The following is a 22927-nucleotide window of genomic DNA, read 5'->3' as shown; positions in this document are numbered from 1 at the left end:
CGGTGCCCCGGCGGCGATCACACCGCGCGCAGGCGGGTGCGGCTGGCGTAGACGTGCTCGGCGATGAGGGTCGCGATCCGGTCCGGCGCTTCCAGCATGGGGACGTGTCCGACGCCGTGGACCATGATGCGGTCCGCGGTATCGGGTAGTTCCTTCAGGAAGCGGCGGGCGTAGACCCGATTGGGAATGATGTGGTCGTGCTCGCACATCAGCAGCCGCACCGGGGTGGGCAGATCGCCCAGGTGCTCGAGGCAGGGTGCGCGCAGGCCGCTGACCAGCATGGGGATCATGGCGCTGCAGTTCAGGGCCGAGGTGATGGCCGCCTCCACACCGCGCCGGTGCGCGGCCGTGAAGTTCTTGGTGAGCAGGGCCGCGACGAGCTGGCGGATCGGCGTGCTGAACGCGACGACCTCGGGCAGGCGTTTGCCGAGCTCCACCACCGGCACCAGGGACAGGAATTTCAGACCCACCCGGATCTGCAGGCTGGACGGGGTTTGCCAGCCGCCCGCCGGAGCGATGGCGGTGAGCGTGCGGGCCCGGCCGCGCCGCGCCAGCTCGAACCCCACCCAGCCGCCCAGCGAATTCCCGGCTATATGGCAGGAGCGCCAGCCCATCTCGTCGAGCTGATCCTCGATCCGATCGGCCAGGGCGCTGACGTCCAGGTACCAGCCGTCGAAATCCGGTCCGCCCCAATGCCCGGTGAAGGCGGGGGCGAAGACCTCGCAGTGGCCGGCCATCCGCTGTGCCACCTGCTCCCAGCAGTGCGGGGAGAGCATGAAGCCGTGCAGCAGGAGCAGCGGTTCGCCGGAACCCATGTGGAGGGCCTTCATCGGCGCGAGCGGGGTGGTGGGCTGGGTGGTGCCTGACGTCATCGTCATCACCCCTTCCTGGACCTCGATGTCCACGAGAAGAGTGGGATAGCCGCATTGTACGGTCGTACCGTGGCGACAATCATCTCAACGATCAACGTCAACGGGATCCGCGCGGCCACCGGCAAGACCGGGAAGGGGATGCTCGAGTGGCTGGCCGTCACCGAGGCCGACATCATCTGCCTGCAGGAGACGCGAGCAACCGAGGAGCAGACCCGCAAGGCGCTGGCTCCGGCCCTGGACGCCGGATGGTTTCTGAGCCACGCCGAACCGGGCGTGAAGGGTCGGGCGGGCGTGGGTGTGCTGTCGCGGCGGGAACCGCGGGCGGTGCGCGTCGGCATCGGCCACGACGACAACGGAACCTGGGTTCCCAGTACCGAATTCGGTGGTACCGGCCGCTACATCGAGGTCGACTTCGATGAGGTGACCGTGGCGAGCGTGTACGTCCACACCGGCGAGGCGGATACGCCCATGCAGGACGAGAAGTACCGCTTCCTGGACGCGGTGGGCGCCCGCATGCTCGCGCACACCGGCGATTTCGTCATCTGCGGCGATTGGAATATCGGCCACACCGAACTCGACATCAAGAACTGGAAGGGCAACGTCAAGAACGCGGGATTCCTGCCGGGGGAGCGGGCCTGGGTGTCGAGCATGCTGGCCGCCGGATACGTGGACGTGGTGCGCGAACTGCATCCGGGCGTGCCCGGCCCCTACAGCTGGTGGTCCTACCGCGGCCGCGCCTACGACAATGACGCTGGCTGGCGAATCGACTATCACCTGGCGCGCGGTGACATCTCCGGGCGGGCCAAGCAGGCGGTGGTGGAGAAGGCGCCGACCTACGCGCTGCGCTGGTCCGACCACGCCCCCGTCACGGTGCAGTACCGGTGACCATCTCGCCGCGGCTGCGCGCCTGGCTACTGCTGGGGGTCGCCCTGGTGGCGCTGGCGGTGGCGGTGCTCGGCTCGCGCGGCGGCGACTCCGACCGAGAGGCGGGCTCGCCCAGCGGAACTCGACCCGCGGCCACCGCGACCAGCGCGGCCGACCGCGACGCGGCGCCCGCGACCACCGCGCCGAAACCCGGACCCGCCACCGGAACCGGCGGCACGCCGTCGACGGCGGCATCGCCGAGCCACGTACCCGGCGTCCCCGACCGCGCCTACCGCACCCTCGTCGAGATCGACGCGGGCCGCTGGCCGGACTCCGCCAACGCTCCCGGAACCCACGGCGGCGACACGTATTTCAACCGCTCCCGAGCCCTCCCCACCAAGGACGCCGCGGGCAATCCGATCACCTATCGGGAATGGGACGTCAACCCCAAGCAGCGAGGCCGAGGCCGCGACGCCGAACGCATCGTCACCGGCAGCGACGGCTCCGCCTACTACACCGGCGACCACTACGACACCTTCACGAGGATGCGCTGATGCCCCGGCCGATCCCGCTGTCCCGCTTCCTGTCCGCCGACCCCGCCCGCACGGAATCGGCCGTCCCGCACCCGAGATCGGGCGTCACCGACTCTGCCCAGTCGCCAGGTGGGACGGAGTCGGCCAGTGGTGCGGCCGGGGCGTCGGGTACGGCCGGATCAGGCGCGGAGGCGGCCGAATCGGTTGCGGCGGGGGCCGGGCGAGCCGAAACGGCCGAGGGAACGGACGCGCGCGAGCGGAACGAGGCCGAGGAAAAGGATACGCACGCCCAGGACCCTCGGGTGCGAACGGGCGCGGGGGCGACCGGGGCGGATGCGTCGCCCGAGCCGGGTCCGGCGAGGCCGACCAACCGGACCCGTCCGGCGGACGCGGCAGCGCGCACGCCCGCGCTCGGCGCGCTGGACGTGAGCGCCCCCGATTTCGGCGGTGTCCGCTACGCGGTGCCGGACGGCTACACCGCACGCGAGGTGCGGGGACGCCGGATGCGCACGGTGGCCGGTGTACTCGACGAATTCGCCGCCGCACTGCAATTCCCGTACTACTTCGGTGGCAACCTCGACGCCTTCGACGACAGCCTGCGCGACCTGGACGACTGCCTCGCCCCCGCGCGGGGGTATGTGATCGCCGTGCGCGACGCGGACGAACTGCTCGCCGACGAACCCGGGCAGCGGTCCTGGTTCGATTCCGCCATGACCGACGCGGCGGACTACTGGGCACGGCGCGGGGTGGTCTTCCGGGTGGTGTTGCAGGGTGCCGCACCGACCGGCTCCGCGATGGCGTCGCTGGTACTCGATACACGAGACGACGACTGACTCCGGCGTACCGGGTAGCGCAATCGCCGACGCCGGGGCGGCGTGCGGTCGATCAGCCGATGGTGGTCAGTACCGTGGTCCTGGGGGGTTCGCGCAACACCGTGATCGCCTCGTGCATACCGGACTTGGCGGCGTCCTCCATATGCGCGTGGAAAGCGGCCGTGCTCTCCCACACCTGCACCGCGTAGAACGCGCCGGCGTCGTTGAGATCCGCGTACTCGGTGGAGCTGACCAGGCCCGGCTTCGCCGAGGTCTGGATCGCATGCAGCAGCGAATCCCGGGCCTGCTGTTCCTGGCCGGGGTTGGCGTGGATCTCGATGAGGACGGTCACGGTGTCCGGGCTGTTCAAGGCTGTGTCCTCGCTGTCGACTGCTGTGCGCGGTGCGAGCCGCACCGAGGTTCAGCGCAGCCGCTGTGCCAGGTCCTCGGCCAGCAGCACGAAGACGTCGGTGGTCTGGTCGATGAGTTCGTCGCGGGTCATGGCGAGGTCGCCTTCGACCCAGCTGGCCAGGATCTGCACCAGGCCGCCGACCAGGTAGGTGGCGCGGAAGGCGATGGCCGGGTCGGGGTCGGCCTCGGTGAGGCCGTAGAAGTCGATGCCCTCGGCGGCGACCAGGTTCGCGAAGGTGCGGATGGTGCGCAGGGTGCGGGAGCGCAGTTCCGGGGTGGCCGCGCTGACCAGCAGCGCCACCCGGGTCTTGCGCGGGTCGTCGGCGAGCACGCCGATTCCGGCGGATACGGCGGCGTGCGCCTTGCCGTGGGTGTCGTCGGGTGCGGTGAGCACTGCGCGCAGTACCGCCGCCGCCAACTCCTCGGCGATGCCGTCGAACAGCGCGGTGAGTACGGCATCGCGGCTGTCGAACTGTTCGTAGTAGTAGCGCTCGTTGAGTCCGGCGCGGGCGCAGAGTCCGGCGACGGTGAGCCGTTCCAGGCCCTCGCTGCCGAGGATGTCCAGGGCGGCGTCGAGCAGGGCCGCGCGGCGTCCCGCACGTCGTTGTTCCGCGGAGACGCCACCGTAGGTTCGCTGCCCGGTCACGAATCGATTCTGGCACGGTCGCGTTTTTGGTAGGACTCCTTGCCAGAATCGTAATTCTGGGGGATGCTCTTGCCAGATGGACGTGCGTCCCCTGACTGGAGGCAACGATGCCCGCACGCGAGCCCGGATACTTCTCCGACGATTCGATGATTCGCCGCGTCATGCGCAAGCGGGCGGTGGGACTCACCTACGGCCAGCGAGCGCTGGTGATCGGCGCGGTCAATCCGCTGCTGTACGTCGGCACCGCCGAGAACACCCAGCACCGGACCACCCCCTACACCCGGCTCGCCCTGACCGGACGTCTGTTCGAGGCGGTCTTCCTGGGCAGCAAGGCCGAGGCCGACCGGGCGCTGTCGTTCACCCGCAAGCGGCATGCCCCGGTGAGTGGCGCCCTGCCGGAGGCCGCGGGGGACAAACATCCGGCCGGAGCCCGCTACTCCGCCCGCGACCCGCATCTGATGTACATGACCATGGCGTTCACCTTCGACTCCGCCGAGGTCATGCACGATCTGCTGGTCCGCCGCCTGACCGCGACCGAGCGCGAGGGCCTCTACCAGGACTACGTGCGCTGGGGCGAACTGTTCGGCATGCCGCGTTCGGCCGCCCCCGCCGACTACCGGGAGTTCCGCCGCTCCTTCGACGCCTACCTGGCCTCCGACGAGCTGTACCTCACCGACGAGGCCACACTGGTCGGCTCCTATCTCATGGGGCAGCGGGTCGCCTATCCGCTGCCGCTGCCGTTCCAGTCGGCCGCGTCGGGATTCTCGCTGCTCGTGCAGGGCAGCCTGCCGCCCCGCATCCGGGAGATGTACGAGGTGAGGTGGGGTCTGCCCGAGGAGGTCGCCTTCCGCGGCCTGACCCGGGCCGTCCGCACCGCCCATATCGCCCCGCCGCTGGTACCCGCCCCGCTGCGCGGCCCCCTCTCCGGCCCCAGCCATCCGCTCTACCGCCTGCTCACCCGCCGGGAACAGCAGCTGGTGAACTCCGGTCGGCCCAGCATGCCGGGGGTGGATCCGCGTCCGCTGGCGGCGCGGCTCGGCGCCTGACGGGCGGTGCGGGCGGCCCCGCGCGGCCGGGCGGGGTGGCCCGAAATTCCGCTGGACGCGGCATGGGAAGATCGGGGCATGTCCAGTCCTGCACCCACCCCCGATCGCAAGCAGCGGGTCCTGTCCGGGATCCAGCCGACCAGCGGTTCCTTCCACCTCGGCAACTACCTTGGCGCGGTGCAGTATTGGGTGGGCATGCAGGAGGACTACGACGCCTTCTACTTCATCCCGGATATGCACGCCATCACGGTGACGCAGGATCCCAAGCAGCTGCGCGAGCGCACCAAGATCTCGGCCGCCCAGCTGCTCGCCGTCGGCGTCGACCCCAAGAAGTCGACGCTGTTCGTGCAGTCGCACGTGCCCGAGCACGCCGAACTGACCTGGGTGCTGAACTGCATCACCGGTTTCGGCGAGGCCAGCCGGATGACCCAGTTCAAGGACAAGTCGGCCAAGCAGGGCGCGGAGAACGCCACCGTGGGCCTGTTCACCTATCCGGTGCTCATGGCCGCCGACATCCTGCTCTACCGCGCGCATCAGGTGCCGGTCGGCGAGGATCAGCGCCAGCATCTGGAGCTCACCCGAAATCTGGCGCAGCGCTTCAACACTCGCTTCAAGAAGACCTTCGTGGTGCCCGAGGCGCATATCGTGTCCGGCACCGCCAAGATCTACGACCTGCAGGATCCGACCTCGAAGATGAGCAAGTCGGCCGCCAGCGATTCCGGGCTGATCAACCTGCTCGACGATCCCAAGGTCTCGGCCAAGAAGATCCGCTCGGCCGTCACCGACACCGAACGCGAGATCCGCTACGACCCCGAGCACAAGCCCGGCGTCTCGAACCTGCTGGCCATTCTCAGCGCGCTCACCGAGACCCCGATCGTCACCCTCGAGCAGGATTACGCGGGTAAGGGCTACGGCGATCTCAAGGCCGATACCGCCGACGCGCTGATCGAATTTGTCACCCCCTTCCAGGCGAAGGTGGGAGAGTATATGGCTGACCAGGGCGAACTCGACCGCATTCTCGCCGCGGGCGCGGAGCGGGCGCGTGAGGTCGCCGGCAAGACCCTCGCGCAGGTGTACGACCGGGTCGGCTTCCTGGCTCGGCCGAGCTGATTCGGCCGGGTCGGCGCAGCGCCGATATCCGCCGCACCCGCGCGGGGCCGTGGCGGAGGTGAATGGTGCTCGACAAGGTCAAAGCGCGAATCGAGGGGTGGATCCAGGCCCGCCCGTGGCTGGACCACATGGTGCGCGCGGGCGGCCGATATCAGCGGCAGCGCGGCGACTACTACGCGGCGGGCATTACGTATTTCACTGTGCTGTCGCTGTTTCCGCTGCTCATGGTGGGTTTCGCGGTGGCGGGCTTCGTGCTGGCCAACAATCCCGAGCTGCTCACCCAGATCCAGGAGAAGATCGTCGAGAACATTCCGGGCTCGGCGGGGGAGCAGCTCAACGACCTCATCGACCAGGCCGTCGAATCCCGCGCCGGGGTCGGCATCATCGGTTTGGCGGCGGGCCTCTACTCCGGACTGGGGTGGGCGGCGAATCTGCGCGCGGCGCTCACCGAGCAGTGGGAGCAGAAGGCCGAGGAGCGGAACTGGTTCGTGACCAAGGGGTCCGACCTGCTCGCGCTCATCGGTCTCGGACTCGCCTCGGTGGTGTCGCTGGGCCTGTCGGTGCTGGCGGGCAGCGGTCTGGCGGGGGAACTGCTCGAAACCGTGGGGCTCGACCATGTTCCGGGCGCGACCGCCGTGTTGACCGGGCTGTCGCTGCTGCTGGCGGTGTTGGCCACCTGGGCGCTGTTCGTCTGGATCATCGCCCGCATGCCCAGGCATGCGGTGACCCTGCGCAGTGCCGCCCGCGCGGCCCTCATGGCGGCCATCGCCTTCGAAATCTTCAAGCAGCTGGCCACATTCGTTCTCAAGCGGGTGGCGACCAGCCCGGCCGGGGTCGCCTTCGGTCCGATCCTCGGCCTGATGGTGTTCAGCTACATCACCGCGCGCATCATCCTGTTCGCCACCGCGTGGGCGGCCACCGCCTCGGAAAACGACGTCCCCGCGGATATCCCGGCTCCGGGACCGGCGGTCATCGAACCGCGGGTGACCGGTCCGGGGCTCACCGCCGGGGCGGGGGCGGCCCTGTTCGGCGCGGGAGCCCTTGCCGCCGGGCTGCTGTCGACGTTGCGCCGCCGACGATGAAGCGCCGCCCCGATCGGTACCCGGTGTCGGGGGCGGCTTCAATAGCGGCGGCGGCTGATGCGGCGCGCCCCGGCCAGCAGCACGAGCACCAGGACGGTGCCGCCGACCATGAGGGTGACCCGCAGGTTGTCGTGATCCCGGCCGCGCGGCGACAGCGCCCCGGCGTCGTCCAGCGGTGGACTCGCCACGGCCACAGCGGAATCGGTGCTCTCGGAAGGTTCGGCTCCGGTGCCCGTCAGTGATCCGACGCTCGCCTCGTCCGGCAGGGCGAAACCGTAATCCAGCAGCCCGGCCGCCTGTTCCCACGGCCGCAGCGGGCGCACCTCGGCCTGCAACAGGGTCACCACCAGTCGGCGGCCGCCCCGTTCGGCGGCGGCCACGAACGTCTGCCGGGCATCGTCGGTGAAACCGGTCTTGCCGCCCAGCGCGCCCTCGTAGTTGAAGAGCAGGTGGTTGTCGTTTCCGATGGCGAAGCCGGGGTGGTCCTCGTCGCCGGGTACCAGCGGGTTCGCCGGGAAGCCCGGAAAGTCCACCTGTTCGGTGCGAATCAGTTCGGCGAACAGCGGGATCTCCATGGCGTCGCGGAACAGCACCGCCAGGTCGTAGGCCGAGGTGCTCATGCCCGGACCGTCCAGACCCGAGGGGGTGGCGGCGCGAGTGTCCAGGGCGCGCAGCTGTTTCGCTCGCGCGTTCATCATCGCCACCGCCGCCTCGTCGCTGCCGAGTTGCGCGGCGATGGCGTGCGCGGCGTCATTGCCCGAGGCCATGATGAGCGCCTGGAACAGTTGCCGATTGGTGTAGCGGCCACCCGGCCCGATGCCGACCCGGGTGCCCTCCACATTCGCGTCCTCCTGGGTGCCGATCACCACCGTGTCGAGGTCGAGCGTGCGCAGCGCCACGGCCGCCAGCAGCACCTTGATGGTGGAGGCGGGCCGGTAGCGGCCGTGTGGATCCTTGGCGGCCAGTACCGCGCCGGTGTCGAGGTCCGACACCACCCACGCGGTGGCGGAGATGCCCTCCGGCACCGCCGGCGCGCCCTCGGGCAGCACCAGGCCACAGCCGCCGAGCTGTTCGCCGCCAACGGGCTTCGCCGGAATCGGCAGCGGGGTGGGCGTGGGCTGGCCGGGGGCGGGCACCTCCGAGGTGTCGACCGGCGGTGGCGGCTGCCTCTTGTTCGGGCAGGCGTCGGTATTGGGGGTGGTGAACGGTGCCGTCGTGGTCGGATCGGCGGTGGGCGGTTGCGCGGTGGCGGGCCCGATCGCCGACAACGCGATGAGGACGAGTGCGAGCAGTGGTGTGCGTAGCGCCGCGAACCGGCCGATCCGAATGCTCCGGTATCCGCCCGCGAGGTGCCGGGCGGAATCGGTGGCGTGGTCGTGGGGTGCTGGCCCGCAGCGAATACTCATCGTGGATGAGCTTAACGGTGGTCGATCGGCGGTCCGGCGCAATGTTCCGGGAACCGTCGATCCCATGTCCGATCGGACGGTGTGCGGGTCCGGCCTGACCGTACGCACGGGAGATGCCGCGATGCGGTCGCGCGCACCGTATTCCGGCGCGTCGCCGACCGCGCGGAGGCCGACGACGCGTGAAGATCTCCCCCCGGAGTGGTCGCCGACACCGGGTGACGAGCCCGTACGGCGGCGCAGCGGCCGAAACCGCTTGGGGGAGGGTGCTATTCGGCGCTGTTCCGCACGGGGCAGCCGTGCGCGAGCGGGCCGAGCAGCTTGTTGTTGTCGTAGAAGTGCTCGAGTTCGAGAATGCGCAGATCCTCGCTGACCTTGGCGATGGTGATGCCGGTCATCTCGATGAGCTCACCGGTGGGCTCGTGGCCCTGGTACGCCCCGGTGTAGCGGCCCCAGTGCCGCCATTTGAAGGTGACGGTGGGTGGTCCCGCCAGCACTTCGAGCACCTCCCAGAAGAATCCGCCCGGGAAGGCGGTGTGGAAGATGTGGTGCGAGGATTCGAAGTCCTCGCCCGCCGGGTAGTAGGGGTTGTCGCCGATCAGGATGTTGTAGCTGCCGATGCGGGCGAACTCCTCGGCGTTCTGCCAGGGGCCGCCGTTGACCCGGCCGCGGTAGTGCTCGGCGACCAGGGAGACCCAGGTGGCCGGGTCCTTCTTGTGCGACACCTCCATCTCGAAGACCTTCACCAGCTCCTCGACGATGGCCTCCAGGGAACCGGGGGCGTGGTCGGTGGTGCGCTCCTTGGGCATGACCTCCTTGCTCAGGTGGTAGTCCGGAGCCTCCGCGCGCCAATCCTCCGCTGCCGCAGCGGCGATCACGGCATCGCGGCCCTGCAGGTGGAGCGGGGTCTCGGTGGCTTCGGATTCTGTTGTATCAACCGTCATTTCGTGCCTCTTGTGTCCAGACCCGATGTGGGTCAGTCGATCTCGTTTCGGACCGGTTGAACCTAACAGCGAACGCGGGCGGCGTCGCGTCGAACGCGGCCGCCGTGACGGCTATTGACAGTGACTAGAAAATGGTAGACGCTTTCAAAATATAGTAAATATCAAATGATCGGAGCTGTCATGAAGGCTGCGGACACCCGCCGCTGGCTGGCCCTCGGCGCGCTCTCGGTGGCCATGCTCACCATCGGACTCGATGTCACCGTGCTGACCGTGGCGCTACCCACCGTGGCCGTCGACCTGCACGCCGACACCGCCGCGCTGCAGTGGTTCACCAGCGCCTACACCCTCGCGCTGGCCGCGCTCATGCTGCCCGCTGGTGCGCTCGGCGACCGCTACGGCCGCCGGAAATTCCTGCTCGGCGCGCTGCTGTTGTTCGGCGTCGCCTCGGTGGCATGTGCCTTCGCGGCCAGCTCCGGCCAGCTCATCGCCGCCCGCGTCGCCCTCGGGGTCGGTGCGGCGGCCATGATGCCGCTGTCCATGGCGGTGCTGCCCGGTTTGTTCCCGGACCCCGACGAGCGGCAGCGCGCCCTGACCATCTGGATCACGGCCACCGCCATCGGCCTGCCGCTCGGCCCCATCGTGGGCGGCTGGCTGCTCCAGCACTTCTGGTGGGGCTCGGTCTTCCTGATCAATGTGCCGCTGGTGATCGTGGGCGCGATCGCGGTACCGCTGCTGCTGCCGGAATCCCGCGGCGACAACGCGTTTCGGATGGACCTGCCCGGTGTGGTGCTGTCGGTGCTCGGCATGCTCGGCCTCACCTACGGCTTCATCCGCTGCGGCGACGAGGGCTGGGGCGACGGCATCGCCTGGGTCTGCATCGCCGCCGGGGTGGCGCTGCTGGCGGCGTTCGCGCTGTGGCAGCGGCGGACCACACATCCGCTGATCGATCCGGAACTGTTCCGGGCGCGCGGATTCCGCTGGGGCACCGTGTACATGGTCCTGGTGCAATTCGCCATGTTCGGCCTGTTCTTCACCATGCCGCAGTACTTCCAGGCGGTGCTGGCCGCCGATGCGCTCGGTAGCGGGCTGCGGCTGCTGCCGCTCATCGCGGGCCTGCTCATCGGCACCCGGGTGACCGACCGACTCCTGCCCGCGGCCGGACCTCGGGTGGTGCTCACCTCCGGGTTCGCGCTGCTCGCCGGAGGGCTCGCCCTCGGTGGACTCATCACGGTGGACAGCGGCTATGCCGTCGCGGCCGCATCCCTGACCCTGCTCGGCATCGGCATGGGCTTCGTCATGCCCGCCGCCATGGGGCTGGCGATCGACGATCTCTCGGCCGAGCGCGCCGGATCCGGCTCGGCATTGCTACAGGCGCTGCGTCAGGCGGGCGGCACCATCGGCATCGCCGTGCTGGGCACGGTGCTGTCCACCGCCTACCGGGCCGGACTCGGCGACCTGGACCGCGCGCCGATCAGCGACAGCGTGAATTCCGGTGTGGCGGTGGCGCATCAGCTCGGCGACGGCGCGCTGCACACGGTGCGGACCGCCTTCGTCGGTGGGATGAGCGCCATGCTGTGGGTGTGCGCGGCGATCTGTCTGGCCGCGGCCGGGCTCGCGGCGCTGACCACCGCGCCGCGCGCCGCGGGTGAGACGCCCACGGCCGATACGGGACAATCGCTGCATGTCGGTTGAGTCGAAGCCCGAGACCCGCCCGGCCGCCAAGCGGTCCGGCGGGTCGCTGCGTGAGCGGAAGAAGGAACGCACCCGCCAGGCCATCCGCGTCGAGGCGTTCCGGCTCTTCCGTGAGCAGGGCTACGCCGCGACCACCGTGGAGCAGATCGCCGAGGCGGCCGAGGTGTCGCCGAGCACCTTCTTCCGCTATTTCCCGTCCAAGGAACAGGTGGTGCTCGTCGACGACCTGGACCCGATCATCGTCGCGAGATACCGGGAGCAGCCGCCGGAGCTGTCCGCCTTGGAGGCCATCAAGCGGACCATGCTGGAGGCCATCGACGGGCTCGACCCGAGTCAGTTCGAGTTCGAGCGCGAACGCGCGGATCTGGTGCGCAGTGTTCCGGAACTGCGCGGCGCGCTGGCTCGGGAGATGGACCGCAATGTCGACCTCATCGCCCGGATGGTCGCCGAACGGGTCGGCCGGGAGACCGGCGATATCGAGGTGCGGGCCCTGGCCGGGGCCTTCATCGGGGCCGCGGAGGCGGTGCTGATGGACCCCGCCCGCGATCCGTTCGATCTCACGGCCGTCGCCGGGATCATCGACTTCCTGTCGGCCGGGATGCCACTCTGAGCGGCGACTCGTCGTCCATCTCGGCGAAGAAGCCGCCCACCACGTCCTCGATCTCGGCCACGGACTCGGCGCAGTACAGCACCGGCTGATAGTGCGTGATGTCGTAGCTGACGGTGCCCATCTCGGCGATGTCCAGCGGCCGCAGCTCGGCGGCGCGGAACTCCTCGATCTCACCGTACGACGACAGCAAACCCGCACCGTAGCAACGGATTTCACCCTCCTCGCGGACCACGCCGAACTCCATGGAGAACCAGAAGACGTCGGCCAGGAACTTCAGCGCGACATCGGTTTCCAGCCGGGCCACCGCCGCGCCCACCTCGGAGTAGATGGCGGCGAAGCGCGGACTGGCCAATTGATTGGCGTGGCCCAGGATTTCGTGTACCGCATCCGGTTCCGGGGTGTACAGCGGCGCGCTGTGATGGCGAATGTACTGGGTGGAGTGGAAGATCCGGTCCGCGAAGGAACCGAAGAACTCCCGCAGCGGCACCAGCCCGGCCGCGGGCACGTAGCGGAAACCGGTGAGCGGGGTCAGCGCCGCGGACACCTCGTCGAGCTGCGGGATGTGGTCGGCGGGCAGCGCCAGGCGTTCGGCCGCGGCCCGCACCTCCGCACAGGCGTAGCGGCGGCGTTTGCGGGCCAATTCGGCGGAGACGATCCGCCAGACCTCCTGTTCCTCGCCGGTGTAGTCGACGTGGGGCACCGGCTCCCCGGGGCGATACGACAGTGCGAGGGCGGCAATGGCATTGCGGCGGGCCCGATACTCCGGATCGTGCACGCCGGGATGCTCGTCGCTCAGATGCACCGTCACATCACCGTCGGCGCCCGTGGTCACCGGCGAGTACAGCTGAGCTTCGGTGAACATGCCTCCAGGCAAGCACCAGCCGGGCCGTACGACAACAAAAGCCATCCCAGCTGAACAGATTGACTAGCTTTGCGGCATGATCGGCCGCGTCAACGGGTAGCTCGCCGGGCAACGGTGCGCAGACGGCTCACCACCGCGGATCGGCAACTCTCGGCCCGTGTTCACCCGGCTTGTGTTGTTCCGTGGTTCCTTCCTCCGCTCAGCGGGTAATTGCCTACCGTAAGCAGGGTATGGCGCGACGGGGGCGACCACCCTGCCACAACGACCGCGCACGCGGCGGCGACAGTCCAATCGAGTCGATGGGACCTAGCGGTGCATCAGGTTGCCACCACATCTCCCATCCCGGAGCATTGGTACGACAGTGTTGGGTGATACGGAACTCCAGTGGCAGCGCGACGAGCGAGACGGGTGCACGGTGGTCCGTCCCCGCGGGGTGCTGAATCCGACCACGTACCGGTGCTTCAGCGACGACCTCGTCAAGTTCACCGTGGAGGAGCCGCGGGCGGTCATCGTCGTCCTCGATGACCTGCGGGTCTCCTCCGAGCCGCTGTTGTCCGTCTTCGCGAGTGTGTCCATGCGGGTGGGGGACTGGCCGGGGGTGCCCGTTCTACTGGTCGTCGAACTGGGCTTCCGGCGCGCGGTGCTGCGCTCCAGCGCCATCCGGCGTTTCGTGCCGGTCTTCGCCACCGTCACCGCCGCGGTTCGCTCACTCGAGCATCCGCCGCTGCGACGGTGGGCAACCCTCGATCTGGCGCCGACCGGGGACTGCGCCCAGCGCGCCCGCCGCTTCGTCGACGACATCTGTCAGCGCTGGGATACCGGCTCGGCCCTCGGCGATGCCCAGCTCATCGCCACCGAACTGGTCGAGAACTCCTTTCTGCACAGCCGCTCCGAGGCCGATATCCGGGTGCGCCTGGAGCTGCGCGACGACCTGCTGACCGTCGCCGTCGCGGATGCGGACCCACGGGAGGCGGTGCTGCGGGAGCCCGGCCCCGGTGGCCCCCGGTTCTACGGGCTGCACGTGGTGGCCCGGCTGGCGCGGGCCTGGGGCTGTGCGCCGAAATGGCCGATCGGCAAGGTCGTCTGGGCTACCGTGCCGGTCGGCCCCAGGCGGGAACCGCGCTGAGCCGACTGCACTGAGCAGCCGTCCGCACCGAGCCGACGCCACCGAGCCACAGCGGTATCACGCCCAGTGGTTTTCGAGTCGCAGCGGTTTCGAGTCGCAGCGGTTTCGAGGAGCCGAGGTACCGAGCTGGGTTGTCCAGCTACTGCGGGGGCTGGGCGTCCGCGGGTGCACCCGGTTCCGCGTCGCCCGCGCCGAACGGTTCCATCACCAGGATGGCACCGGTCGCCGCGCCGTTGCGATCGCGCAGCGCCGTGCACACCACCCGCACGGTGATGCGCCGCCCACGCCGGTTCACCCCCTCCAGTTCGACCTCGCCGCGGTAGGCCGGATCGCCGAGTGCCGGTCGCACGATCGGACGCAGCTCCGCCACCGGCAGCCCGATATCCAGGTTGAGCAGGTGTTCGCCCTCGGCCTCGTCCGCCCGCATGCCCCACAGGTTCTCCGCCCCGCTGTTCCACACCACGATGCGCATGGCGGTGTCCACCACGGCCACCCCGCCGGGCCACGAGCTCATGACCGCGGCGAAGAACTCGTTGACCTCGTCGAGTTCGCTGCTGCGCTCCCGCAGCTCGGAATTGATCGTCTGCAATTCGTCGTTGGTGGACTGGAGTTCCTCGTTGGTGGTCTCCAATTCCTCATTGGTGGACTGGAGTTCCTCGTTGGTGGTCTCCAACTCCTCGACGGTGGACTGGAGTTCCTCGTTCGTCGTCTCCAGCTCCTCATTGGTGGATTGCAGCTCCTCGTACGCGGATTCGCGCTGCTGATTGGCCCGGCTCAGCTCGGTGAGCAGACGGCGGTTCGCGGTCACGTCGTGGAACACCACCGAGACGCCGATCGGCACATCGTCGACCAGCAGGGGGCTGACGTGCACCTCCAAGGCCAGTATCTCGCCCGGGCCGCGCTGCCATTCGACATCCTTGATGCGCAACGCCCGCCGGTCGGCTCGCACCTGATCGATATAGCCGCGCAGCTCCACGGGGCGGTAGGACAGCTCGAGGTCGCGCAGCGGGCGACCCACATCGCGGTCGTTCAGGCCGAAGAGGTGTCTGGCCTGCTGATTCGCCAGTGTCACAACATCATTCGGGCCCAGCACCACCTGCGCCACCGGACCGGCGGAGAAGGACAGCGCGCGCAGGGCCTCCACCTGGTCCAACTCGCGCCGGTCCGGCACCAGCGATCGGCCGAAGACGGTGCCGACATCCATCCGCGACGTCGGCACCTTGCGGAACACCCGGCGTTTCAGATCGACCGGATCGAAGATGCGGCTGTGCGACAACAGCATCTCGGCCTTGCCGAGGAACAGCAAACCGCGCGGAGCCAGCGCGAAATGGAACTTGTCCAGGATCTTGGTCTGGGTCTCGGCATTGAAGTACATCAGCGTATTCCGGCACGCCAGCAGATCGATACGGGAGATCGGCGCGTCCTGCACCAGGTCGTTGCGGCCGAAGATCACCGAGCGGCGCAGGTCCTTGCGGAAGGAATAGCGCCCGCCGATCGATTCGAAGTACTTCTGGGTTAGTTCGTGGCCGAGCGGCTGCACCTCCTTGTCGCTGTACACGGCCTGGCGCGCGGTGCCGAGCGCCTCCTCGTCCACATCGGTGGCGTAGATCTTGACCCGCTGGCGGAACTCCTCGACACCGAGCGCTTCGGCCAGCACGATGGCCAGGCTGTAGGCCTCCTCACCGGAGGCGCAGCCCGCGCACCACACCCGGATCGGCTCCTCGGGTCCGCGCTCGGCGAGCATGCTCGGCACGATGTCGGACTGCAGGAACTCCCAGGCGTCGGGATCGCGGAAGAAGCCGGTCACATTGATCAGAATGGTGTTGAACAGGGCGACGAACTCATCCGAATTGGCCTGCAGCACATCCAGATACTCGACGTAGTCGCCGACGGCCAGTTGCGTCATGCGGCGGTCCACCCGGCGCATCAGGCTGCTGCGCTTGTAGCCGGTGAAATCGAAGCCGCGGGCGTCTTTCAGGTATTGCAGGATCTCCTCGAAGCCCTGGGTGGCGCGGGGCGTACTGTCCTGTTCCACCCGCTCAACCTACCGCTCGGAGCACTCGGCCCGGCGTTCGACCAACAGCTTTCGCAATACTTCCGCGGCGTGGGCGTGTTCGCCGCGCTGATCGGCGAAGCGGTGCGCGATCAGGTCGTCACCGCGACGTTCGGCGTCGGCCACCATCCGGTCGGCCAGACGCTCCTTCTCCTCCAGTGCGCGCACGGCCGTCCACAGCGCCTTCTCCACTTCGACGCTATGTTCCACCAGCAGTGCCTCGGCGGTCCACGCGTGTCCGACCAGGCAGCGGTAGCGCACGCCGTCGACCATCGTGAACAGCGGGCCGCTACAGTCCGGGCAGGTCAAGCCGGAGGGCTCGGCCGATGTCGCGATCCGGTCGTGCACGACGTGTCGACCGGCATCCATGTCGAGCTCCAATCGATCCAGTTCCGCCGGTGGCGGCGGTTCGGGTCGATGCGGACGCACACGCAACAGCCGCATCACCGCCGCCCCCAATTCCGCCGCGGGCAGCGCCAGGTCCACCCGCACCTGCGCCATCGCGCTCTCCGGCATGCTCCGGTACAACGCCTCTTTCGGATCCTGCACGGCCGCCAGGCCGCCACGTGCCTTGATCATCGACAGCCCGGCGGTCCCGTCGTCCAGCGATCCCGACATCACCACTCCCGCCGTCCGCGGGCCCCACGCCAGCGCCGCCGAGCGGAACAGCGCGTCCACGCCGGGCCGATGCCCGTTCTCGGTCGGCCCGTGCGACAGGACGATACGACCGTCCAGTACCAGCAGATGATGATCCGGCACCGCCGTATAGATCCGTCCCCCGCACAGCCGCGACCCGCTGCGCGCCGCCTCGACCGGCAGACCCGCCGCCCGCCGCAGAATCGCGGGCAGCGCGCTCACCCCGCGCGGCGGCATGTGCAACACCACCAGCACCGCCGCGTTCGCATCCTCCGGAATCCCGCGCACGAACTCACGCAACGCCTCGACCCCACCGGCCGACGCACCCACCACGATCACATCCGAAGGTTCCACCCGGACCTCTTTCCGTCGGCAGGCCCACCCCTCACGCTACGCCCCGGGATGCCACGGCCCGGGGGCGTCGATCTGCTCGCGCCGTTTCTCCGCTGGTGGGGCGGGACGATGGGGTGGCAGAGCCCGGCGCAGCGGTGAGACCCGGATGTTGTCCGCACAGCCGAAAGGCCGCCCGCATGCGGTGCTGCGGGCGGCCTTCGCGGTTCAGGCGATGCGGGGGAACTCAGCGCGCGAAGAGCAGGGCGCGCTTGACCTCCTGGATGGCCTTGGTGACCTCGATGCCGCGGGGGCAGGCGTCGGTGCAGTTGAAGGTGGTGCGGCAGCGCCACACACCCTCGACGTCGTTGAGGATGTCCAGGCGTTCGCGGGCGCCCTCGTCACGGCTGTCGAAGATGAAGCGGTGCGCGTTCACGATCGCGGCCGGGCCGAAGTAGCTGCCGTCGCTCCAGTACACGGGGCAGGAGGTGGTGCAGCAGGCGCACAGGATGCACTTGGTGGTGTCGTCGAAGCGGGCGCGGTCGTGCTGGGACTGGATGCGCTCGCGGGTCGGCTCGTTGCCCGAGGTGATCAGGTACGGCTTGACCGCCTTGAAGGCGTCGAAGAACGGCTCCATGTCCACCACGAGGTCCTTCTCCACGGGCAGGCCGCGGATGGGCTCGACGGTGACGGTGATGTCCTTGCCGTTCTTCGGCAGCATGTCCTTCATGAGGATCTTGCACGCCAGCCGGTTCACGCCGTTGATGCGCATGGCGTCGGATCCGCAGACGCCGTGCGCGCAGGAGCGGCGGAACGTGAGCGTGCCGTCCAGGTAGGACTTGATGTAGATCAGCACGTTCAGGAACCGGTCGGTCGGCAGCACCGGCACCTGGAAGGAATCCCAGTGCTGGCCCTGGCCGTCCTCCGGGTTGAAACGGGCGATCTTGACCGTGATGATCGTCGAGCCCTCGGGGACCGGAGCCGCCTTCTGCGGCGTTTCAGCGACAGCAGTCATCAGTACTTACGCTCCATCGGCTCGTAACGGGTCTGCACCACCGGCTTGTAGTCCAGCCGGATATCGGAGATGAGCTCCGGACCGGTCTTGTAGGCCATGGTGTGGCGCATGTAGTTGGTGTCGTCGCGATCCGGGTAGTCGTCGCGGGCGTGGCCGCCGCGCGACTCCTTGCGGTTGAGCGCGCCGACCACGGTGACCTCGGCCAGCTCCAGCAGGAAGCCCAGCTCGACGGCCTCCAGCAGGTCGCTGTTGTAGCGCTTGCCCTTGTCCTGCACGGTGATCCGCGCGTACCGCTCCTTGAGCGCGTGGATGTCGGTGAGCGCCTGCTTGAGGGTGTCCTCGGTGCGGAACACGGCGGCGTTCATATCCATCGTGTACTGCAACTCGGTGCGGATGTCGGCCACCCGCTCGTTGCCGTGGTCGGACAGGATCAGCGCCAGCCAGTCCTGCACCAGCTGCGCCGGGTTCTCCGGCATCTCCACGAACTCGCTGCGCTGCGCGTACTCGGCGGCGGCGATACCGGCACGGCGGCCGAACACGTTGATGTCGAGCAGCGAGTTGGTGCCCAGCCGGTTCGAGCCGTGCACGGACACGCACGCGCACTCGCCCGCGGCGTACAGGCCGGGGACGATATCGGTGTTGTTGCGCAGCACCTCACCGCGGATGCGGGTCGGGATGCCACCCATCACGTAGTGACAGGTCGGCATGACCGGCACCGGCTCCTTCACCGGGTCCACACCCAGGTAGGTGCGGGAGAACTCGGTGATGTCGGGCAGCTTCTCCTCGAGCACGTCCTCGCCGAGGTGGGTCACGTCGATGTAGACGTAGTCCTTGTTCGGGCCCGCGCCGCGGCCTTCGAGCACCTCGAGCACCATGGAGCGCGCCACGATGTCGCGCGGCGCCAGGTCCTTGATGGTGGGGGCGTAGCGCTCCATGAAGCGCTCGCCGGAGGCGTTGCGCAGGATGCCGCCCTCACCGCGCACGGCCTCCGAGATCAGGATGCCCAGACCCGCCAGACCCGTCGGGTGGAACTGGTGGAACTCCATGTCCTCCAGCGGCAGACCCTTGCGGAACACGATCGCCATGCCGTCGCCGGTCAGCGTGTGCGCGTTCGAGGTGGTCTTGTACATGCGGCCGGAGCCGCCGGTGGCGAACACGATCGACTTGGCGTGGAACACGTGCAGGTCGCCGGTCGCCAGTTCGTAGGCCACCACACCGGTGGCCACCGGGCCGCGCTCGCTCTCGGTGAGGATCAGGTCCAGCACGTAGAACTCGTTGAAGAACTCCACGTCGTGCTTGACGCAGTTCTGGTACAGCGTCTGCAGGATCATGTGGCCGGTGCGGTCGGCGGCGTAGCAGGCGCGGCGGACCGGAGCCTTGCCGTGGTCGCGGGTGTGGCCGCCGAAGCGCCGCTGGTCGATCTTGCCTTCCGGCGTGCGGTTGAACGGCAGGCCCATCTTCTCCAGGTCGAGCACGGCGTCGATGGCCTCCTTGGCCATGATCTCCGCGGCGTCCTGGTCGACCAGGTAGTCACCACCCTTGACGGTGTCGAAGGTGTGCCACTCCCAGTTGTCCTCTTCCACGTTCGCCAGCGCGGCGCACATGCCGCCCTGCGCCGCGCCCGTGTGCGAGCGGGTCGGGTAGAGCTTGGTCAGTACGGCGGTGCGGACGCGAGGACCGGCCTCGATCGCCGCACGCATGCCAGCGCCACCGGCACCGACGATGATGACGTCGTAGCGGTGCTCCTGAACAGGGCGAGATTCACCAGCACTGTTGATTCGTTCGCTGCGCTCACTCATGCGAGGTGGCCTGTTCCTAACTGATGTTGGGGTCGAAGGTGAAGATGACGTAGGTGCCCACGCCCATGACCAGGATCATCGAGACGACCAGCAGGGTCTTCAGCCAGAAGCGGGTGGAGTCCTTGCGGGCGTAGTCGTCGATCACGGTGCGCAGGCCGTTGCCGCCGTGCAGCTGGGCCAGCCACAGCATGGTGAGGTCCCAGATCTGCCAGAACGGGGAGGCCCAGCGACCCGCCACGAAGGCGAAGTTCAGGCGCTTCACGCCGCCGTCGATCATCAGCATGATGAACATGTGGCCGAGCACCAGGACGATCAGCAGCAGGCCGGAGAAGCGCATGAAGATCCACGCGTACTTCTCGAAGTTGTTGCCGGAGGTGCGGCGCGGCGCGCGGGGCGCGTCCAGGCTGGCGGGGCGGTCGTAGGACTTACCGAGAACAGGTGCGCTCATTTTCAGTGCTCCGTCAGCAGGTAGAAGAACTGGCGGCCGATGCCCGCCCCGGCGAGGAGGATCCAGACGGTCAGCACGATCCAGAGCATCTGCCGCTGGTAGCGCGGGCCCTTCTCCCAGAAGTCGACCAGGATGACCCGGACGCCGTTGAGGGCGTGGAACAGCACGCACACGACCAGGCCCATCTCCAGCAGGGCGACGATGGGGGTCTTGTACGTCTCGATCGTCTGGTCGTAGGTGTCCGGGCTGACCCGCACCAGGGCGGTGTCCAGAACGTGGACGAACAGGAAGAAGAAGATCGTGACACCGGTGATGCGGTGCAAAGCCCAGGACCACATGCCGGGGTCGCCTCGGTACAGGGTCCGCTTCGGCTTGGCCGGAGCTTCTAGCGTGGTCATAGAGTGCGGTGCCTCCAACGTCGTTGATGGACCCGGTCAGATCCCTCGCGGAGCCGCGTAGGCTTACTTGATAACACCAGCTCACAGCCGGAATCGTTATCCCGGTTGCGGTGGTCCGGTCCGCTGCCGGGTACCTGAACCGATCTGTCGTGAACTCTAATCCCACGGGTTTGGGGGAACTAATTCGGCGTGCCGCTCGTTGCCGCCGAATTGCCTGAGTTAGGTTTGCCTTTCCTGATTTGCAAGGCCGGTTGTCAAGGCTGTTAACGCGCTACCGTCGTGCCCATGCGAGGAAGGTCCGATATGCCGGAAGTGGATTGGAATGCCTTGCGCCGCAACGCATTCGAAGTCATGCGCAATGCCTATGCGCCCTACTCCCGATTCCCGGTCGGGGCGGCCGCTCTCACCGTAGACCGACGTATTGTGAGCGGCTGCAATGTGGAAAATATCTCATACGGTCTAGGCCTCTGCGCCGAATGTGTACTGGTCGGTAACTTGATTTCGGGCGGTGGGGGAAGGCTGGCCGCGGTGTCGGTCTGCGACTCGCGCGGAGAGATCCTGATGCCGTGCGGCCGGTGTCGGCAGATCCTGTTCGAGCACGGGGGCAATGAGCTGCTGGTCGACCATCGCGGGGGTCCGGTCGCACTGCGCGCGCTGCTGCCGGACGCCTTCGGGCCCGACGATCTCGAAGCCGGGCAGCGCTGATCGGTCGCCACAGCCGGTGCGCGGTCCGGCAGGGGGTGCGGGAACACCTTCGCTCGGGTGCGGACCGCGGTGGCGGCCATAGGATCGACCCATGCAGAGCGCGGTGGGGATCATCACGACCAAGCGGGACGGCGGCGAGCTCAGCGATGCCCAGATCGACTGGGTGATCGACGCGTTCACCCGCGGTGAGGTGGCCGACGAGCAGATGGCGGCGCTGGCCATGGCCGTGGTGTGGCGGGGCATGACGCGCCGGGAGACCGCGCGATGGACCGCCGCCATGATCGGCTCCGGGCAGCGTATGGACTTCACCGACCTACCCCGCCCGACCGTGGACAAGCATTCGACCGGTGGCGTGGGGGACAAGATCACGCTGCCGCTGGCCCCGCTGGTCGCCGCCTGCGGCGCTGCGGTGCCGCAGCTGTCCGGGCGCGGGCTCGGGCACACCGGCGGCACACTGGACAAGCTCGAGTCCATCCCGGGCTGGCGAGCCGAGCTGCCGGTCGCCCGGATGCGGGAGATCCTCGCCGATCCCACGATCGGCGCGGTGGTGTGCGCGGCGGGCGCGGATCTGGCCCCCGCCGACAAACGGCTCTACGCGCTGCGCGATGTGACGGGCACGGTCGAATCGATCCCGCTCATCGCCAGCTCGATCATGAGCAAGAAGATCGCCGAGGGCACCGGCGCGCTGGTGCTGGACGTGAAGGTGGGCCGCGGCGCGTTCATGAAGGAGTTCGCGGCCGCCCGCGAACTGGCGACCGCCATGGTCGAACTCGGCACCGACGCGGGCGTGCGGACGGTGGCGTTGCTCACGGATATGAGCACGCCGCTGGGCCGCACCGCGGGCAATGCGCTCGAGGTGGCCGAATCGGTGGAGGTGCTGTCCGGCGGCGGCCCGGCCGACGTGGTGGAACTCACCCTCGCCCTGGCGCGGGAGATGCTGGCGCAGGCCGGAATCCACGATGTCGACCCCGCGGACCCGCTGGCCGACGGGCGCGCCATGGACCACTGGCGGGCGATGATCGCCGCCCAGGGCGGCGACCCCGACGCCCCGCTGCCCCGGGCCGCGCACACCGAGACCGTGCCAGCCCCCTCGACAGGAACCCTCACCCGCCTGGACGCCCTCGACGTCGGCCTGGCCGCCTGGCGGCTGGGTGCGGGCCGCGCCCGCCAGGGCGACCCGGTGCAATGGGGCGCGGGCATCGAAATGCACGCCAAGCCGGGCGATCCGGTGACCGCGGGCCAGCCCCTGCTCACCCTGCACACCGACACCCCCGCCGCCATCCCCGCCGCCCTCGAAGACCTCCACGCCGCCTACACCATCGGCGCCCCCGGCGAATTCGCCCCCACCCCACTGCTTCTGGATCGCGTCGAACCCTGATCGAAGCGGGACGACCGATTTCGGAAGCGCAGGAACACCCCTTCGGCGGTCTGCCCACGACTCGCTGACCGCATCACCCGCACCTGACGCTCGGATGACTCGGGGGCAACGTATGGGCAACAACACGCCACAGTGCGGATGGCGGTACCGCG

Annotated in this window: 23 protein-coding genes; 11 read left to right on the top strand and 12 right to left on the bottom strand. The window is 68.7% G+C overall.

Features of this window, described 5'->3' with window-relative positions; all coding sequences use genetic code 11:
* Positions 1-17: 17 nt before the first annotated feature.
* A complete protein-coding gene (locus FOH10_RS25915; RefSeq protein ID WP_244961376.1) occupies positions 18-878 on the bottom strand; it encodes an alpha/beta fold hydrolase in 861 nt (286 codons plus the stop codon).
* A 63-nt stretch (positions 879-941) separates the two neighbouring features.
* Between FOH10_RS25915 and FOH10_RS25910 the strand changes: the two genes are divergently transcribed.
* From FOH10_RS25910 to FOH10_RS25900, 3 genes are read left to right on the top strand one after another with little or no spacing between them, the layout of a single operon-like run.
* Complete coding sequence (locus tag FOH10_RS25910) at positions 942-1757, top strand: exodeoxyribonuclease III (RefSeq protein ID WP_143982682.1); 816 nt, start codon at positions 942-944, stop codon at positions 1755-1757.
* Complete coding sequence (locus tag FOH10_RS25905) at positions 1754-2290, top strand: guanyl-specific ribonuclease (RefSeq protein WP_143982681.1); 537 nt, start codon at positions 1754-1756, stop codon at positions 2288-2290. Before FOH10_RS25910 ends, FOH10_RS25905 begins: the two co-directional genes overlap by 4 nt.
* Complete coding sequence (locus FOH10_RS25900; protein WP_143982680.1) at positions 2290-3102, top strand: barstar family protein; 813 nt, start codon at positions 2290-2292, stop codon at positions 3100-3102. Before FOH10_RS25905 ends, FOH10_RS25900 begins: the two co-directional genes overlap by 1 nt.
* 52 nt (positions 3103-3154) lie before the next feature.
* On the opposite strand, the gene FOH10_RS25895 is transcribed toward FOH10_RS25900, so the two are convergent.
* Together FOH10_RS25895 and FOH10_RS25890 are read right to left on the bottom strand one after the other, a co-directional pair.
* Complete coding sequence (locus FOH10_RS25895) at positions 3155-3451, bottom strand: putative quinol monooxygenase (protein WP_143982679.1); 297 nt, start codon at positions 3449-3451, stop codon at positions 3155-3157.
* A 51-nt stretch (positions 3452-3502) separates the two neighbouring features.
* Positions 3503-4138, bottom strand: a complete 636-nt coding sequence (locus FOH10_RS25890; RefSeq protein WP_143982678.1) for a TetR/AcrR family transcriptional regulator — start codon at positions 4136-4138, stop codon at positions 3503-3505.
* 107 nt (positions 4139-4245) lie between these two features.
* On the opposite strand from FOH10_RS25890, the gene FOH10_RS25885 reads away from it, so the two are divergent.
* The 3 genes from FOH10_RS25885 (at position 4246) to yhjD (ending at position 7376) form a co-directional block, all read left to right on the top strand.
* Complete coding sequence (locus FOH10_RS25885; protein ID WP_143982677.1) at positions 4246-5184, top strand: oxygenase MpaB family protein; 939 nt, start codon at positions 4246-4248, stop codon at positions 5182-5184.
* Between the two features lie 78 nt (positions 5185-5262).
* Entirely contained in the window at positions 5263-6294 is a 1032-nt protein-coding gene (trpS, locus tag FOH10_RS25880; protein WP_029925550.1) for a tryptophan--tRNA ligase, read from the top strand.
* A 62-nt stretch (positions 6295-6356) separates the two neighbouring features.
* The gene (gene yhjD / locus FOH10_RS25875; protein WP_143982676.1) at positions 6357-7376 is read left to right on the top strand and encodes an inner membrane protein YhjD; all 1020 of its coding nucleotides are present in this window, start codon (positions 6357-6359) and stop codon (positions 7374-7376) included.
* 38 nt (positions 7377-7414) lie between these two features.
* Here the strand turns inward: yhjD and FOH10_RS25870 are convergent, their stop codons facing one another.
* On the bottom strand, positions 7415-8782 hold the full coding sequence (locus FOH10_RS25870) for a D-alanyl-D-alanine carboxypeptidase family protein (protein ID WP_143982675.1): 1368 nt from the start codon (positions 8780-8782) through the stop codon (positions 7415-7417).
* Positions 8783-9048: 266 nt separating this feature from the next.
* On the bottom strand, positions 9049-9723 hold the full coding sequence (locus tag FOH10_RS25865; protein ID WP_039810211.1) for a nuclear transport factor 2 family protein: 675 nt from the start codon (positions 9721-9723) through the stop codon (positions 9049-9051).
* A gap of 180 nt (positions 9724-9903) precedes the next feature.
* Here FOH10_RS25865 and FOH10_RS25860 point away from each other — a divergent pair, with 180 nt between their 5' ends.
* Both FOH10_RS25860 and FOH10_RS25855 read left to right on the top strand, forming a co-directional pair.
* On the top strand, positions 9904-11415 hold the full coding sequence (locus FOH10_RS25860) for a DHA2 family efflux MFS transporter permease subunit (protein WP_143982674.1): 1512 nt from the start codon (positions 9904-9906) through the stop codon (positions 11413-11415).
* The gene (locus FOH10_RS25855; protein WP_143982673.1) at positions 11405-12025 is read left to right on the top strand and encodes an acyl-CoA-like ligand-binding transcription factor; all 621 of its coding nucleotides are present in this window, start codon (positions 11405-11407) and stop codon (positions 12023-12025) included. Before FOH10_RS25860 ends, FOH10_RS25855 begins: the two co-directional genes overlap by 11 nt.
* Here the strand turns inward: FOH10_RS25855 and FOH10_RS25850 are convergent.
* Positions 11991-12887, bottom strand: coding sequence for a phenylalanine 4-monooxygenase (locus FOH10_RS25850; protein ID WP_143982672.1), 897 nt, complete (start codon positions 12885-12887; stop codon positions 11991-11993). The two genes, FOH10_RS25855 and FOH10_RS25850, sit on opposite strands and share 35 nt — an antisense overlap.
* A 361-nt stretch (positions 12888-13248) precedes the next feature.
* Between FOH10_RS25850 and FOH10_RS25845 the strand changes: the two genes are divergently transcribed.
* Positions 13249-14013 (top strand): ATP-binding protein, encoded by a 765-nt coding sequence (locus FOH10_RS25845; protein ID WP_143982671.1) that lies wholly within the window; start codon positions 13249-13251, stop codon positions 14011-14013.
* Positions 14014-14152: 139 nt separating this feature from the next.
* Here the strand turns inward: FOH10_RS25845 and FOH10_RS25840 are convergent, their stop codons facing one another.
* The 6 genes from FOH10_RS25840 to sdhC all read right to left on the bottom strand — a co-directional run bounded on the left by FOH10_RS25840 (position 14153) and on the right by sdhC (position 20692).
* Entirely contained in the window at positions 14153-16048 is a 1896-nt protein-coding gene (locus FOH10_RS25840; RefSeq protein ID WP_221937879.1) for a CheR family methyltransferase, read from the bottom strand.
* A 9-nt stretch (positions 16049-16057) separates the two neighbouring features.
* The gene (locus FOH10_RS25835) at positions 16058-17056 is read right to left on the bottom strand and encodes a chemotaxis protein CheB (protein WP_143982670.1); all 999 of its coding nucleotides are present in this window, start codon (positions 17054-17056) and stop codon (positions 16058-16060) included.
* A gap of 223 nt (positions 17057-17279) precedes the next feature.
* Positions 17280-18047, bottom strand: coding sequence for a succinate dehydrogenase iron-sulfur subunit (locus tag FOH10_RS25830; RefSeq protein ID WP_029925565.1), 768 nt, complete (start codon positions 18045-18047; stop codon positions 17280-17282).
* Positions 18047-19846: a succinate dehydrogenase flavoprotein subunit gene (gene sdhA, locus FOH10_RS25825; RefSeq protein ID WP_143982669.1), complete on the bottom strand. Its 1800-nt coding sequence runs from the start codon at positions 19844-19846 to the stop codon at positions 18047-18049. Before sdhA ends, FOH10_RS25830 begins: the two co-directional genes overlap by 1 nt.
* A 16-nt stretch (positions 19847-19862) precedes the next feature.
* On the bottom strand, positions 19863-20294 hold the full coding sequence (locus FOH10_RS25820) for a succinate dehydrogenase hydrophobic membrane anchor subunit (RefSeq protein WP_029925568.1): 432 nt from the start codon (positions 20292-20294) through the stop codon (positions 19863-19865).
* Between the two features lie 2 nt (positions 20295-20296).
* Positions 20297-20692: a succinate dehydrogenase, cytochrome b556 subunit gene (gene sdhC, locus FOH10_RS25815; RefSeq protein ID WP_143982668.1), complete on the bottom strand. Its 396-nt coding sequence runs from the start codon at positions 20690-20692 to the stop codon at positions 20297-20299.
* 303 nt (positions 20693-20995) lie between these two features.
* On the opposite strand from sdhC, the gene FOH10_RS25810 reads away from it, so the two are divergent.
* Both FOH10_RS25810 and FOH10_RS25805 read left to right on the top strand, forming a co-directional pair.
* Positions 20996-21397, top strand: a complete 402-nt coding sequence (locus FOH10_RS25810) for a cytidine deaminase (RefSeq protein ID WP_029925572.1) — start codon at positions 20996-20998, stop codon at positions 21395-21397.
* Positions 21398-21488: 91 nt separating this feature from the next.
* Complete coding sequence (locus FOH10_RS25805; protein WP_143982667.1) at positions 21489-22775, top strand: thymidine phosphorylase; 1287 nt, start codon at positions 21489-21491, stop codon at positions 22773-22775.
* Positions 22776-22927: the final 152 nt, after the last annotated feature.

Origin of the sequence: Nocardia otitidiscaviarum (genome assembly GCF_007362295.1) — a bacterium.
Lineage (GTDB): Bacteria > Actinomycetota > Actinomycetes > Mycobacteriales > Mycobacteriaceae > Nocardia > Nocardia otitidiscaviarum.
The sequence above is the reverse complement of the archived record's forward strand: the minus strand, read 5'-3'. Positions and strand labels throughout refer to the sequence as shown.

Excerpts from the sequence above, each read along its gene's own strand:
- FOH10_RS25915 (WP_244961376.1), bottom strand. The coding sequence starts at position 878 with ATGACGATGACGTCAGGCACCACCCAGCCCACCACCCCGCTCGCGCCG.
- FOH10_RS25900 (WP_143982680.1), top strand. The coding sequence starts at position 2,290 with ATGCCCCGGCCGATCCCGCTGTCCCGCTTCCTGTCCGCCGACCCCGCC.
- FOH10_RS25885 (WP_143982677.1), top strand. The coding sequence starts at position 4,246 with ATGCCCGCACGCGAGCCCGGATACTTCTCCGACGATTCGATGATTCGC.
- trpS (WP_029925550.1), top strand. The coding sequence starts at position 5,263 with ATGTCCAGTCCTGCACCCACCCCCGATCGCAAGCAGCGGGTCCTGTCC.
- yhjD (WP_143982676.1), top strand. The coding sequence starts at position 6,357 with ATGGTGCTCGACAAGGTCAAAGCGCGAATCGAGGGGTGGATCCAGGCC.
- FOH10_RS25870 (WP_143982675.1), bottom strand. The coding sequence starts at position 8,782 with ATGAGTATTCGCTGCGGGCCAGCACCCCACGACCACGCCACCGATTCC.
- FOH10_RS25865 (WP_039810211.1), bottom strand. The coding sequence starts at position 9,723 with ATGACGGTTGATACAACAGAATCCGAAGCCACCGAGACCCCGCTCCAC.
- FOH10_RS25860 (WP_143982674.1), top strand. The coding sequence starts at position 9,904 with ATGAAGGCTGCGGACACCCGCCGCTGGCTGGCCCTCGGCGCGCTCTCG.
- FOH10_RS25855 (WP_143982673.1), top strand. The coding sequence starts at position 11,405 with ATGTCGGTTGAGTCGAAGCCCGAGACCCGCCCGGCCGCCAAGCGGTCC.
- FOH10_RS25850 (WP_143982672.1), bottom strand. The coding sequence starts at position 12,887 with ATGTTCACCGAAGCTCAGCTGTACTCGCCGGTGACCACGGGCGCCGAC.
- FOH10_RS25830 (WP_029925565.1), bottom strand. The coding sequence starts at position 18,047 with ATGACTGCTGTCGCTGAAACGCCGCAGAAGGCGGCTCCGGTCCCCGAG.
- sdhA (WP_143982669.1), bottom strand. The coding sequence starts at position 19,846 with ATGAGTGAGCGCAGCGAACGAATCAACAGTGCTGGTGAATCTCGCCCT.
- FOH10_RS25820 (WP_029925568.1), bottom strand. The coding sequence starts at position 20,294 with ATGAGCGCACCTGTTCTCGGTAAGTCCTACGACCGCCCCGCCAGCCTG.
- sdhC (WP_143982668.1), bottom strand. The coding sequence starts at position 20,692 with ATGACCACGCTAGAAGCTCCGGCCAAGCCGAAGCGGACCCTGTACCGA.
- FOH10_RS25810 (WP_029925572.1), top strand. The coding sequence starts at position 20,996 with ATGCCGGAAGTGGATTGGAATGCCTTGCGCCGCAACGCATTCGAAGTC.
- FOH10_RS25805 (WP_143982667.1), top strand. The coding sequence starts at position 21,489 with ATGCAGAGCGCGGTGGGGATCATCACGACCAAGCGGGACGGCGGCGAG.